This window comes from Streptomyces sp. NBC_01352 (genome assembly GCF_036237295.1).
Taxonomy (GTDB): domain Bacteria; phylum Actinomycetota; class Actinomycetes; order Streptomycetales; family Streptomycetaceae; genus Streptomyces; species Streptomyces plumbiresistens.
Window position 1 is genome coordinate 8,356,103 of sequence record NZ_CP108354.1, and the last position, 12,509, is coordinate 8,368,611.

A 12,509-nucleotide genomic window follows, 5' to 3' on the forward strand; every position below is an offset into this window, starting at 1 on the left:
CCGGCTGGATGGAGACGCCGAAGCCGCTCACCCAGGCCGCGAAGGCCCTCGCGCTGGTCGCCGTCGTCCTGCTGGTCTGCGTGCCGTTCCTGGTCATCGTCTCGACCTCGCTGGCCTCCACCGACGAGGTCGTCGAGGGCGGCGGCTGGGTGCTGTGGCCGACCGAGCCGACGCTCGACGCCTACCGCGACATCCTCGACGGCGGCATCGTCACCCACGCCCTCGGTGTCAGCGCCGGCGTCACGATCGTGGGCACCCTGCTCAGCCTCGCCTGCACGGTGACCCTCGCCTACGCCCTGTCCCGCCCCGGTGTCTTCGGCGGCAAACCGGTGCTGCTCCTCATCCTGTTCACGTTCCTGTTCCCGCCCGGCATGATCCCGAGCTTCCTGCTGGTCAAGGAGCTGGGCCTGCTGGACAACTACGCCTCGCTGGTCCTGCCGGTCCTGGTGAACGTCTTCAACCTCGTCGTCCTGCGCGGCTTCTTCCAGGGCATCCCCGAGGAGCTCTACGAGGCCGCCCGGCTCGACGGGGCGGGGGACTGGCGGGTGCTGGTCTCCGTCGTCCTGCCGCTGTCCAAGGCCGCGCTGGCCGTCGTCGGACTCTTCTACGCGGTGGCGTACTGGAACTCCTGGTTCTACGCCTCGCTCTACCTGGAGAGCGACCACTGGCCCCTCCAGCAGGTGCTGCGCACCTATGTGGTGTCCGGTTCCGGACTCACCGACGCGACGACCGGCGAGGGCACGATCACCGCCCCGCAGACCGTGCAGATGGCGGTGCTGGTGATCGCCACCGTGCCGATCCTGCTCGTCTACCCGTTCCTGCAGAAGTACTTCACGAAGGGCGTGCTCACCGGCGCCGTCAAGAGCTGACCGGCCGTCATCGGCTGACGTTCCCTCAAGAGCCGCTTGTAGAAAGGTGACTTGCCCATGCCCAGCATGTCCCGACGTACCCTGCTGCGTTCCGTGGCCGCGGGTGGCGCCGCCGTCTCCGTTCCCGGTCTGCTGACCGCCTGCTCCACGAGCTCCGGCGACAGCGACGTATCCAACGCAGGCAAGAAACTCGCCCCCTGGCCCGCGTACAAGCCCGCGAGCGGTCCCAAGCCGGACCTTGCTCCCACCGACGCCGGCGTCCAGGCCGGCTACACCGCCTACCCCTCCGATCTGGTGAAGTCCGTCCCCCGCACCCCCGGCGACGGGTCCACCGTCAAGGTGATGTCGGTGTCGTTCGGCACCCCGCCCAAGCCCGCCTCCGCCAACCGGTTCTGGGCGGCCGTCGAGAAGGCCCTCGGCGTGAAGATCGAGTACACGATCATCTCCCAGGCCGACTACCAGAAGAAGATGGCGACGGTGATGGCCGGCGACGCCGACGGCCTGCCCGACATCATCAACATGTTCTCCGGGGTCGTGCTGCCCCGCGAGGGCCAGTTCGTGCAGCGTCGCGCAGAGGACCTCACACCGTTCCTGTCCGGCGAGGCGATCGCCGACTACCCGAACCTCGCCAACATCCCCACGCACGCCTGGCGTGACATGGGCCGCATCGGCGGCCGTATCCACGGCATCCCGCTGGAGCGCCCGCTGCCCGGCTCCACGCTCTGGATCAACCAGGGCACGTTCACTGACGCGGGCATGAAGGAAGGCTGGACCTCCGACGACTTCGCCGCCGTCGCGAAGCAGGCCACCAGCGGCAGAACGTACGCCCTCGGCGCCGCGCAGGGCTCCGGGTTCTGCAACGGCTTCCACTCCGCCGCGCACAACGCGCCCCAGGGCTGGGCCGTCTCCAAGGACGGCATATTCCTGCCGGGCTGCGCCGACGAACGCTACAAGGCGTCCATCGCCTTCCGGGCCCAGTTGCGCAAGGAGGGCTCGTTCTACCCGGACTCCACGTCCGTCTCCCAGATCGACCTGACCACCCTCTACTACAACGGCACCGTCGGCTCGATGCAGGACGGCTTCGGCGCGTACCTGCCCAAGTACCGGGAGGCCCCGGACGGGATGACACCGGCTGCCGCGCTGCCGTACAGCGTGGGCGGCACGTCCGGCGGCATCGTCGCCGCCCGCCGCTCCTTCGGCTACACCGTGCTGAAGAAGGCGAAGAAGGAGCGCATCCAGCTCCTCCTGCGCATCCTCGACTACCTCGCCGCCCCCTTCGGCAGCAAGGAGTGGGAGCTCGTCCACTACGGCGTCGAGGGCACCCACTTCACCCGCGGCAAGGACGGTTCGCCCCAGCCGACCAAGCTCGGCGAAGTCGAGAACAACACCAACCTGCCGCTGAAGTACCTCGCCGAGGGCCCGCAGGTGCTGTTCGTGCCGGGCATGCCCGACGCCGTACGGGCCCTGCACGCCTGGCAGCAGAAGGTGGTGCCGCACGCCGTCCGCAACGCCTCCTTCGGTCTGCAGTCCACCACGAACAACGCCAAGGGCGCGACGCTGCAGGCGCTGCTCGACGACACCGTCACCGGGATCGTCGCGGGACGGATCCCGCTGTCGGAGTGGGACGCGACGGTGAAGAAGTGGCGGGCCGGGGGCGGCGACAGAATGGCCGAGGAGCTTGCGAAGGACTACGCGGCCAACGCGTGAGCGGCCGTCGGCGGAAGAGGGGACGCGGGGGATGGGGAACGACATGGGGTCCAAGCGGATCACGATCAGGGACGTCGCCGAGCGGGCGGGCGTCTCGACGGCCACCGCCTCCCGCGCCCTGAGCGGCAACCACCCGGTGCCCGCCGCGACCAGGGCCCGCGTCCTGCGCGCGGCCCGCGACCTCGACTACGTCGCCAACGCGCACGCCCGCGCCCTGGTCGGCGGCGGCCGCAAGATGGCCGCCGTCGTCGTCCGCCAGGTCACCAGCCCCTTCTACGCCCAGGTCGCCGAGGGCGTCGAGGCGGAGGCCGCCGACCGGGGCTGGCTGTGCGTGGTCGGCGCGACCGGCGGGGACCCACAGCGCGAGATGGAGTTCGTGCAGCTCATGCGGGAGGAGGGGGCCAGGCTGGTGATCCTGGTCGGCGGGGTCGTCGAGGACGACGCGTACCGCTCGCGCGTGGCGCATTACGCGCAGGCCCTCGACGCCACCGGCGCGCGGCTCGTGCTGTGCGGGCGGCCCGCCCCGGACCCCGAAATCCCCGCGCTGGTCGTCGAGTTCGACAACGAGGCGGGGGCGCGGGCGATCACCGGGTACCTGCTGTCGGCCGGCCATCGCCGGATCGTCTTCCTCGGCGGGCTGCCCGGGAACACCGCGCTCGACGCGCGGGTCGCGGGGTACCGGGGCGCGCTCGCCGAGCATGCGCTGCCGCCGGGTGCCGCGCACGTCGTCGACTGCGGACTGGGCCGTGCGGCCGGGCTGCGTGCTATGGCCGAACTCCTCAAGGAGACGCGGGAGTTCACGGCCGTCGTCGCCGGGGACGACATGGTCGCCGCGGGGGCGCTGCGCGCGATCGCCGACGCCGGTCTGCGCGTCCCCGATGACATCTCCGTCGTCGGCTACAACGACATCCCGCTCGCCGAGGACTTCAACCCGCCGCTCACCACCGTGCGTACGCCTGCGGAGGAACTTGGGCGTGCCGCTGTGCGGATCGCTCTGCGTGATCCCGACAGCGCCGCAGGGAGCCATCATCTGCTGGGCACGCACATCGTCGTGCGCCGCAGCGTTGGGGCTCCGCCGGAAGGGTCGTACTGAATCTGCGGGTGCGTCGTGGCTTGTCGCGCCCACGCGGCGGAGCCGCATATCGATGCAGCCCCGCGCCCCTGAAGGGGCGCTGTACTCGCCCCCCGACTCATGGAGGACCGAACCCCGTATGACCGCGCCGCACGTGTCGCTTCCCGGTGACCCGACGCAACTGCTTCCGCCCCTCGACCACCTCTCGTCTCCCGTCACCGGCTGGACCCGCGCCCACTGGGAGGCGATGGCTGACCGGTTGCTCAACGGGCTGCTGCCGTACGCCTCCCCGGGCTTCGCCCAGTACCGGCTGCCCGGGCCGGCCAGTCACTCCGGGCCCTGGTCGGACGGGCTGGAGGGCTTCGCGCGTTCGTTCCTGCTGGCCGCCTTCCGTATCGCGGGCGCGGGCGGCCGTGTCGACCCGGCGCTGATCGAGCGGTACGCCGTCGGACTCGCCGCCGGCACCGACCCGCACGGCGAGGAGCGCTGGCCGCCCATCACCGACCGCGCGCAGCCGATGGTCGAGGCCGCGTCGATCGCGATCGCCCTGCACGAGTCCCGCCCGTGGCTGTGGGACCAGCTCGACGACGGTGCGCGCGGACGGGTCGCCGACTGGCTGGGCGGTTTCGTGGGCGCCGACGTCAACGACTCCAACTGGCGCCTGTTCCAGGTCATCACGGAGGAGTTCCTGGCCTCCGTCGGCGCCCCGCACAGCCGTGCCGAGATCGACGCCGGACTGGCCCGTCTGAACGACTGGTACCGGGGCGGCGGCTGGTACACGGACGGCGACGGGCGCAAGTTCGACTACTACAACGCCTGGGCGCTGCACCTGTACCCCGTGCTGTGGGCGCGCATCGCGGGTCCGCGCGCCGACCCGGCGACGGTGGCCCTGCACCGCACCCGGCTGCGTGAATTCCTCGCCGTCCACCAGTACTTCTTCGGTTCCGACGGCGCCCCGGTCCACCAGGGCCGCTCCCTCACCTACCGGTTCGCGACCGCCGCCCCGCTGTGGGCGGGCGCCCTCGCAGACGCGACCCCGCTGCCGCCCGGCCGCACGCGCCGGCTCGCCTCGGGGGCCCTGAAGCACTTCGCCGATCGCGGGGTGCCCGACGAGCGGGGGCTGCTCACCCTCGGCTGGTACCGGCCCTTCGGCCCCGTCACCCAGCGCTACTCGGGCCCCGCCTCCCCGTACTGGGCCAGCAAGGCCTTCCTCGGGCTGCTCCTGCCCGAGAGCCACCCCGTGTGGACGGCCGCCGAAGAGCCCGGCCCTGTCGACACCGCCGACACCGCCCTCGCCCTGCCCGCGCCCGGCTGGCTGCTGCACTCCACCGCGGCCGACGGGATCGTACGGCTCGTCAACCACGGCAGCGACCGGCTCCCGCCGCCGCCCGCCACGGCCGACGACAGCCCCCACTACGCCCGGTTCGCCTACGCCAGCGCCGCCGCCCCCGAGACACCCACGGGCCCCGACAACCACCTCGCCCTGCTCGCCCCCGACGGCACCCCGTCCCCGCGCGGCCGCATCCACCCGCTGTACGCCGACGGCCGGCGGGCCGCCTCCTGGCACCGGGCGCGAGGGCACCGCATCGAGACGGTGAGCGTGGTGCGGGGGCCGTGGGAGGTGCGCGTGCACCGCCTCGACGTACCGGCCGGCACTCCGGTGCCTCCGGTGCGCGAAGGCGGCTGGGCCGTCGCGGACGACGGTGCGCCCCCGGTCGCCCGGACGGGTCCCGGCCGGGCCACGGCCCGCCGCGCGGACGGCCTGACCAGCGCGATCGTCGGACTGTACGGCTGGGGCGGCGCCGCGGCGACGGTCGCGCGGGCCGACGGCGCCAATGCCGTCGGCCGCCACTCGGCGACGCCCTGCCTCGAACTCGGCGAGGGTGCCCCGCTGTTGGTGACGCTGGTGGTGCTCAGCGCCGACCCGGACGTGTCGCTCACCGGGGCGTGCGCGTCGGTCCTCGACGACGAGACCGTGGAGATCCGCTTCCCGGACGGGGCTCGGGAGCGGGTGCCTCGCGTCAGCTCCGGGCCAGTGTCACCGCCCGGTCCAGCGCCTGAAGGAAGGAGTTGACGGTCGTCCGGTCCCGCACCGCCAGCCGCAGCCACTCCTCGCCCAGCCCGGGGAAGGTGTCCCCGCGCCGGACCGCGAACCCCAGGTCACGCAGGTGACGGCGGACCCGGGCGGCACGCGGCAGCCGTACGAGGACGAAGGAACCCTCGGCCGGTCCGGCCACCCGGAGTCCGTCCGAGGCGAACTCCTCCAGTCCCGCCACCAGATGGGCCCGGTCCGCGGCGATGCGGTGGGCCGCGTGGGCCGCCTCCGCCAGGGCCCGCGGGGACACGCACGCCTCCGCCGCCGCGAGGGCGGGGGTGGAGACGGGCCACAGGGGCTGGGCCCGCTCCAGGTCCGCGATGGTCTCCGGGGCCGCCAGCACGTACCCGATGCGCAGCCCGGCCAGCCCCCAGGTCTTGGTCAGGCTGCGCAGGACCACAAGACCGGGGACGTCCGTCCGGCCGGCCAGGGCCTCCCGCTCGCCCGGCACCGCGTCCATGAACGCCTCGTCGACGACCAACGTCCGCCCGGGACGGGCCAGTCGGGCGATGGTGGCGGCCGGGTGCAGCATCGACGTCGGGTTGGTCGGGTTGCCGATCACCACCAGGTCCGCGTCCTCGGGGACGGCCGCCGCATCCAGCCGGAAGCCGTCCGCCTCGCGCAGCAGCACCCGGTCGACGGTGTGGCCCGCGTCCCGCAGCGCCGCCTCCGGCTCCGTGAACTGCGGATGCACGACGACCGGCTGACGCACCTTCAGGGCGCGGGCGAGCAGCACGAAGGCCTCCGCGGCGCCCGCCGTCAGCAGCACCCGCTCCACCGGCAGGCGGTGCCGTGCCGCGACCGCCGCCCGCGCGGCCCGACCGTCCGGATACGCGGCCAGGTCGCCGAGCGAGCCGGCGATGTGCTCCCGCAGCCACGCCGGAGGCGTGTCCGCGCGAACGTTCACCGCGAGGTCGATCAGCTTCGCACCGTCGTCCCGCACTTCGGCGTCGCCGTGGTGCCGCAGGTCGTGTCCCTCAGTGGGCCTGTCAGTGGGCCTGTCAGTGGGCATGGGAGTGCGCGCCATGGTGGTGTCCGTGGTGACCGTGGTGGTCGCTGTCGTCGTCCGGGTGGAAGTGCGGCTGCTGCGGCAGTCCCACCTTGTCCTCGAAGCCGGGCAGCGCGATCCGGTACACACAGGAGTCGCAGTTCATCCGCAGGTCGCCCTTGACGGCTTCCTCGTACCGCTCCATCACCAGGTCGAGCAGCTCCGGCTCCGGGCCGATCACATCGGCGGACCGCACCTCGACCTCGGGGTGCGCGGCCGCCCAGCCCTCCGTCTGCTGCCGCACGCGGTCCGGGAGGATGCCGGTGAAGAGGAAGTAGGGGAGGACGACGATCCGCCGCGCCCCCAGCTTCACGCACCGGTCGAGCCCGCTCGGCACGTCCGGCGCCGCCAGCGACACGAACGCCGTCTCCACGCCCGCGTACCCGCGCCCCTCCCACAGCAGCCGGGCCGCCTTGTGCACCTCGGCGTTGGCGTCGGGATCGGTCGACCCGCGCCCGACCAGCAGCACGGTCACGTCCGCCCGGTCCTCGGGGGTGCGGGCCGTGCCGCCGAGGACCTCGTCCAGCCGCCGCTCCAGCACGGCCAGCAGCGACGGATGCGGGCCCAGCGGACGGCCGTACGTGTACGAGATCCCGGGGTGCCGCTCCTTCTCGCGGGCCAGCGCCGCCGGGATGTCCCCCTTGGCGTGTCCGGCGGACACCAGCATCAGCGGTACGGCGGCGAACCGGCGTACGCCCCGCTCCACCAGCTCGGCGACCGCGTCCCCCAGCGGCGGCGGGGACAGCTCGATGAAGCCGCCCGCGACGGGCAGTTCGGGGTGGCGGCTGCCCAGCTCCCGGACGAAGTCGCGGAACGCCTCGGCTCCGGCATCGTCCCGGGTGCCATGACCGGCGATGAGCAGGGCGGGCGGCGGGGTGGTCACGATTTCTCCTCGGGATGTGCATCTGGGTGTGAAGTGCGGTGGTACAGCAGGGCGTTGAGCGCGGCGGCGGCGACCGCCGAGCCGCCCTTCTCGGACACGTTGCTCACGGCGGGCAGTCCGCTCTCGCGCAACGCGGCCTTGGACTCGGCCGCGCCGACGAAACCGACGGGCAGACCGATCACGAGCGCGGGGGAGGCGTCCAGGGTCAGCAGCTCCTCCAGGGCGGTCGGCGCGTTGCCGATCACCCAGAGGGCGCCGGGCCCGACCTGCTCGTAGGCGAGCCGGACGGCGTGCGCGGAGCGGGTCAGCTCCGGACCGGCCACGGCGTCCCTGAGCCGGCAGACGGTCTCGCGCCGGGTGATCCCGGCGGCCACCATCTCCACGTCCACGACGACGGGCGCCCCGGCGTCCAGGGCGGCATGCGCCTTCTCCAACTCGCCCTCGTCCATGACGAGATCGCTCGCGTACTCGAGGTCGGCGGCGGAGTGGATGACCCGCTCCACCACGGCCCGGGTCAGCGGCGGGAAGTGCGAGGTGTCCAGGCGGGCGCGCAGCCGCCGGTAGGACTCCTGCTCGATCGGATGAACCACACGGTTCACTTGTCGCCCTCCTGCCAGCGGTAGCCGCGCGGCGTCACCATGCGCCCCGCGATGTCCCGGGTCGCCGTGTTGCCCACGGTCACGACCGTCATCATGTCGACCGTCGCCGGATCGAGGGCGGCCAGTGTCGTCAGCCGGCTCGACCCGTCCGGCCGGGAGGCGTTGCGTACGACACCGACCGGCGTCGTCGGCTCCCGGTGCTCGGCGAGGATCGCGAGGGCCTTCGGCAGCTGCCAGTCCCGGCCCCGGCTGCGCGGGTTGTAGAACGTCACGACGATGTCCGCCTCGGCCGCCGCCCGCACCCGCCGCTCGATGACCTCCCAGGGGGTGTGGAGATCGGAGAGGCTGATGGACACGTGGTCGTGGCCCAGCGGTGCACCGAGGATGGCGGCCGCGGCGAGCGCCGCGGTCACACCGGGCACGCCGATCACGTCGATGTCGTCGGACGCCTCGGCCAGCGCCGGGGAGGCCATGGCGTACACCCCGGCGTCCCCGCTGCCGATCAGCGCGACGGCCTGGCCCTTCCGCGCCTCCTCGACCGCCGTCCGAGCCCGCTCCTCCTCGGCCCCGAGCCCCGACTCCAGGATCCGGGTGCCCGGCCGCAGCAGGTCGCGGATCTGGTCGACGTACTGGTCGAGTCCGACCAGCACGGAAGCGCGCCGCAGCTCCGCCTTCGCGCGGGGCGTGAGCAGGTCCCGGGCGCCGGGACCGAGCCCGACGACCGCGAGCCGACCGCGCGCGGGCCGCCGTACGACGGCACAGGTCGCCATGGCGGGCTGACCGTCCGTACGGTCCGACTTGCGCTTGGGGACGAGGAGTTCGCCTCCGCGTACGAGTGCGGCGGCCTCCGCGACGGAGGGGGTGCCGACGGCCGCGAGGGGCGCGTCGGACGGGTTGGGCACGTCCACCTGCGCCAACTCCTCGGCGGAGTAGGTCACCAGAGGCACTCCCAGGCTCTCGGCCGCCTCGACGATCCCGGGTTCCCCGGCCTTGGCGTCGACGGTGGCGAGTTCGGCGATGCTACGAGCGGACAGTCCCGCATCCCGCAACGCCGCCTCGACCAGCCCGAGCACCTCCTCGACCGGGGCACCCTTGGAGGCGCCGACGCCGACGACGAGGGACGGCGGGCGCAGGACGACCTCGTGCGCGGCGGGCTCGACGAGGCGGTCCGTCAGCCTGATCGCGTACGACCCCTCCGAGGTGACCCGGAGCGGCGGCAGGGGCCAGGCGAAGTCCGCCTTCAGAGCCACCGGTTCGCCGTCGAGCACGGCGCGCGAGACGCCCGCGACATCCCCCTCCACGGGGAACCCGAGGGTGTCCAGGCCCGGCACCCCCACCGCATCCGTCGCCGTGGTCACCACGGGCCGCGCCCCCAGCAACTCCCCGACCTCACCGGCGAGTTCGTTGGCGCCACCGCCATGCCCGCCGACCAGCGACACGGCGAACCGCCCGCCCTCGTCGACGCACACCACACCCGGGTCGGACGCCTTGTCGCCGAGCAGCGGCGCGACCAGCCGTACGACCGCTCCCGTCGCCAGAAAACACACGAGCTGCTCGCACTCCGCGAACGCGGCCCGTACGGCGTCCCCGACGGGACCCTCGTACACGCGCGTACGGTCCGGCCACGCCGCGGCCAGCCGGTCCCGCGCAGCCGCCCCCGCCGAGGTGGCGGAAATGAGGCCGATCACAGAGCAACTCCTTCACTGTCGAGCGCTTGAGGCCGAACGCCCCACAGCAGAAAAACCGGATTGGTCGCCGCTAGCCGGGTCACGTCCCCCGGCAGCGGTGCGAGCCGCGACGACTGCAGCAGCACCCCGTCGCAGTCGAACCCGGCGCCGGTGAGCGCCGCGCGCGCGGCCGGTACCCGGTCGAGCGCGGCCATCGCGACGACGACCGTCCGCCGCGCCCGCCGCGCGCACGCCGTGACGACGGCGGGCAGTTCGCGCCCCCCGCCGCCGACGAACACGGCGTCGGGATCGTCCAGGTCGGACAGCACGGTCGGCGCCGCACCGTGCACGACCCGTACGTCGACCCCGTGCGCGGCCGCGTTCGCTCGGATCCGCCCGACCCCGTCCAGGGTCTTCTCGACCGCGGTGACGGCGGCGCCGAACCGCGCGCACTCCACGGCGACCGAACCGGAGCCCGCGCCGATGTCCCACACCAGGTCACCGAGGCGCGGACCGAGCCGGGCCAGCGCCAGCGCGCGTACCTCGAACTTGGTGATCATCGAGTCCCGATGGGTGAACTCGCCCTCGTCCAGGGCCCATCGGGCGGGCCCGGCGGACGGTCCCGCGACCGTGCGCACGGCACCGAGCGCCCGTGACTCGTCCAGGCACAGCACCACGCTGACCGCCGTACCCCAGTCGCGGGCGGCGGCCTCGGTCGGTGTCACCCGCTCCAGACGCTCCTGAGGGGAACCCAGCGCGGAGGCGACGACCAGGACCCGCGCGTCGGCCCTGAGGGCGGCGCCGAGTTCCGCCGGCCCGGCCCCCGGCCCGGTCAGCACGGCGACCTTGGGCCGCGCCCGGCACACGTTCACCGCCGTACGCAGATCACGCCCGTGCGCGCTGACCACGACCGCGTCGTCCCACGGCAGCCCGACCCGCGAGAAGGCGGCGGCCACGGACGAGACCCCCGGCCGGACATCGAGCGCCTGAGCCCCGAACCGCTCGGCCAGCACCCGCACGATCCCGAAGAACCCCGGATCCCCGGAGGCCAGCACGACGACGGGGTTCCGCTTCTCCACGTGCCGCTCGATGACGTCCAGCGCCGGCGCCAGCGCACCGAGGACCACCTGCTCGGCGTCCGCCGGGACCGGCGCGGCGGCCAGATGCCGGCGGCCGCCCACGACGAGCCGCGCCCCGGTCAGCACCTGGACCGGAACCGGCGCCCCCGTCCCCGTACCGACAACGGTGATCAGGCGGTTCACGTGCTCGCACCCCGTGCCCGCAGCGCCCTGCGCGCCTCCGGGTCGGCCTTGCGGTAACCGTGGAAGTGGCCGGGGTGGTAGAGGTGCGAGCGGGTGCCCTCGGCGCCGAGGGCCGGGCCGACGAGGAAGAGCGTGTGCTTCCAGAGCTTGTGCTCCTTGACCGTCTCCTCCAGCGTCTCGATCGTGCACCGCACGATCAGCTCTTCCGGCCAGGTCGCCTGGTACGCCACCACGACCGGAGTGGAGGTCGGATATCCGCCCTCCAGCAGCTCCCGCACGAGCTGCCCGCTGCGGGCCGCCGACAGGAAGATCGCCATGGTCGTGCCGTGCTTGGCGAACTCCCGTACCTCCTCCCCGGGCGGCATCGGCGTCTTGCCGCCGCCGAGCCGGGTGAGCACCACGGACTGCGCGACCTCGGGGATGGTCAGCTCGCGCTGCGCGAGCGCGGCGACGGCGGAGAAGGCGGAGACACCCGGGACCACCTCGGTGTCTATGCCGATCCGGGCACACCGGTCCAGCTGCTCCTGCGTACCGCCCCACAGGGCCGGGTCGCCGGAGTGGATACGGGCCACGCGCAGGCCCTGCGCCGACGCCCGCTCGTACACGGCGACCACGTCCTCCAGGGACATCGTCGCCGAGTCGAGGATCTCCGCGCCCTCACGCGCGTGCTCGAGGACCTCCGCCTGCACCAGGCTGGCCGCCCAGATCACGACGTCGGCCTCGGCGATGGCACGCGCGGCCCGGAACGTCAGCAGATCGGCGGCGCCGGGCCCGGCACCGACGAAGGTCACCTTGCCGGTGGGGGCTTCGGCCATGGGAACAGGTCCTCTCTCTTCTCTGAGCATTCACATTCATGGCGGTGCTTGCCGCGCTCGGCGCGTTCCTGATGACGCCGGCCGGCGACCTGGTGCCGGCGTGGTCGGCCTGGCCCTGCTGCCGGAGGCGCTGGACGAGGAGACCGACGGCCGTGTTCCCGAGGTGGGCCTCACGGCCGCGGCGGCGATGGTCGGCCACAGTGCCATGGACGGCACGGCGGTCGCGCCGCCCGTCGTCGCCGACGACGTCGCGGACGGCTTCGACACGCACACGATCACGAGCCTGTTCGCGGACGCCGCCGCCCTGCTCAGCGGCTACCTCGGCCTCTTCGGCGGCGCGCTCCTCCATCTCGCGGCGGCCGAGATCCTGCCCGAGGCCCACCACGAACACCCCGCCCGCTCGACCGTGCTGTGCACGATCGCGGGCGCGGCGTTCATCTGGCTGGTGGTGGGCATAGCCGAGTGATGTCCACAGTGATGTCCACAGCGAGG

At 73.4% G+C, this 12,509-nt stretch carries 10 protein-coding genes and 1 pseudogene; 5 read left to right on the forward strand and 6 right to left on the reverse strand.

What is annotated here, in order from left to right; genetic code table 11:
• Positions 1–8: 8 nt before the first annotated feature.
• The 4 genes from OG252_RS38440 (at position 9) to OG252_RS38455 (ending at position 5,722) form a co-directional block, all read left to right on the forward strand.
• The gene (locus OG252_RS38440) at positions 9–869 is read left to right on the forward strand and encodes a carbohydrate ABC transporter permease (protein ID WP_329345301.1); all 861 of its coding nucleotides are present in this window, start codon (positions 9–11) and stop codon (positions 867–869) included.
• Positions 870–926: 57 nt separating this feature from the next.
• Positions 927–2,576, forward strand: a complete 1,650-nt coding sequence (locus OG252_RS38445; RefSeq protein WP_329341993.1) for a sugar ABC transporter substrate-binding protein — start codon at positions 927–929, stop codon at positions 2,574–2,576.
• 31 nt (positions 2,577–2,607) lie between these two features.
• Positions 2,608–3,669 (forward strand): LacI family DNA-binding transcriptional regulator, encoded by a 1,062-nt coding sequence (locus OG252_RS38450; RefSeq protein ID WP_329341995.1) that lies wholly within the window; start codon positions 2,608–2,610, stop codon positions 3,667–3,669.
• A gap of 118 nt (positions 3,670–3,787) precedes the next feature.
• Positions 3,788–5,722: a DUF2264 domain-containing protein gene (locus tag OG252_RS38455; protein ID WP_329341997.1), complete on the forward strand. Its 1,935-nt coding sequence runs from the start codon at positions 3,788–3,790 to the stop codon at positions 5,720–5,722.
• On the opposite strand, the gene cobC is transcribed toward OG252_RS38455, so the two are convergent.
• Genes cobC through cobM form a run of 6 tightly spaced genes read right to left on the reverse strand, consistent with a single transcriptional unit; the run spans position 5,670 to position 12,017 of the window.
• Positions 5,670–6,755 carry an Rv2231c family pyridoxal phosphate-dependent protein CobC gene (gene cobC, locus OG252_RS38460; RefSeq protein ID WP_329341999.1) on the reverse strand — a complete coding sequence of 362 codons (1,086 nt, stop codon included), beginning with the start codon at positions 6,753–6,755 and terminating at the stop codon, positions 5,670–5,672. The two genes, OG252_RS38455 and cobC, sit on opposite strands and share 53 nt — an antisense overlap.
• Positions 6,745–7,674, reverse strand: coding sequence for a sirohydrochlorin chelatase (locus OG252_RS38465; RefSeq protein ID WP_329342001.1), 930 nt, complete (start codon positions 7,672–7,674; stop codon positions 6,745–6,747). Before OG252_RS38465 ends, cobC begins: the two co-directional genes overlap by 11 nt.
• Complete coding sequence (locus tag OG252_RS38470) at positions 7,671–8,273, reverse strand: precorrin-8X methylmutase (RefSeq protein ID WP_329342003.1); 603 nt, start codon at positions 8,271–8,273, stop codon at positions 7,671–7,673. The genes OG252_RS38465 and OG252_RS38470 overlap by 4 nt, the downstream gene beginning before the upstream one ends.
• A complete protein-coding gene (gene cobJ / locus OG252_RS38475; protein ID WP_329342005.1) occupies positions 8,270–9,961 on the reverse strand; it encodes a precorrin-3B C(17)-methyltransferase in 1,692 nt (563 codons plus the stop codon). Before cobJ ends, OG252_RS38470 begins: the two co-directional genes overlap by 4 nt.
• Positions 9,958–11,193 (reverse strand): precorrin-6y C5,15-methyltransferase (decarboxylating) subunit CbiE, encoded by a 1,236-nt coding sequence (gene cbiE / locus OG252_RS38480; protein ID WP_329345303.1) that lies wholly within the window; start codon positions 11,191–11,193, stop codon positions 9,958–9,960. The genes cobJ and cbiE overlap by 4 nt, the downstream gene beginning before the upstream one ends.
• A 5-nt stretch (positions 11,194–11,198) precedes the next feature.
• On the reverse strand, positions 11,199–12,017 hold the full coding sequence (gene cobM, locus OG252_RS38485) for a precorrin-4 C(11)-methyltransferase (protein WP_266441825.1): 819 nt from the start codon (positions 12,015–12,017) through the stop codon (positions 11,199–11,201).
• Positions 12,018–12,055: 38 nt separating this feature from the next.
• On the opposite strand from cobM, the pseudogene OG252_RS38490 reads away from it, so the two are divergent.
• Positions 12,056–12,483, forward strand: a pseudogene (locus OG252_RS38490) (hypothetical protein).
• Positions 12,484–12,509 lie beyond the last annotated feature (26 nt).

What these genes read in the sequence shown, in the direction of transcription:
- cobM (WP_266441825.1), bottom strand. Translation starts at nt 12,017, where the DNA reads ATGGCCGAAGCCCCCACCGGCAAGGTGACCTTCGTCGGTGCCGGGCCC.
- OG252_RS38445 (WP_329341993.1), top strand. Translation starts at nt 927, where the DNA reads ATGCCCAGCATGTCCCGACGTACCCTGCTGCGTTCCGTGGCCGCGGGT.
- OG252_RS38455 (WP_329341997.1), top strand. Translation starts at nt 3,788, where the DNA reads ATGACCGCGCCGCACGTGTCGCTTCCCGGTGACCCGACGCAACTGCTT.
- OG252_RS38440 (WP_329345301.1), top strand. Translation starts at nt 9, where the DNA reads ATGGAGACGCCGAAGCCGCTCACCCAGGCCGCGAAGGCCCTCGCGCTG.
- cobC (WP_329341999.1), bottom strand. Translation starts at nt 6,755, where the DNA reads ATGCCCACTGACAGGCCCACTGACAGGCCCACTGAGGGACACGACCTG.
- OG252_RS38450 (WP_329341995.1), top strand. Translation starts at nt 2,608, where the DNA reads ATGGGGAACGACATGGGGTCCAAGCGGATCACGATCAGGGACGTCGCC.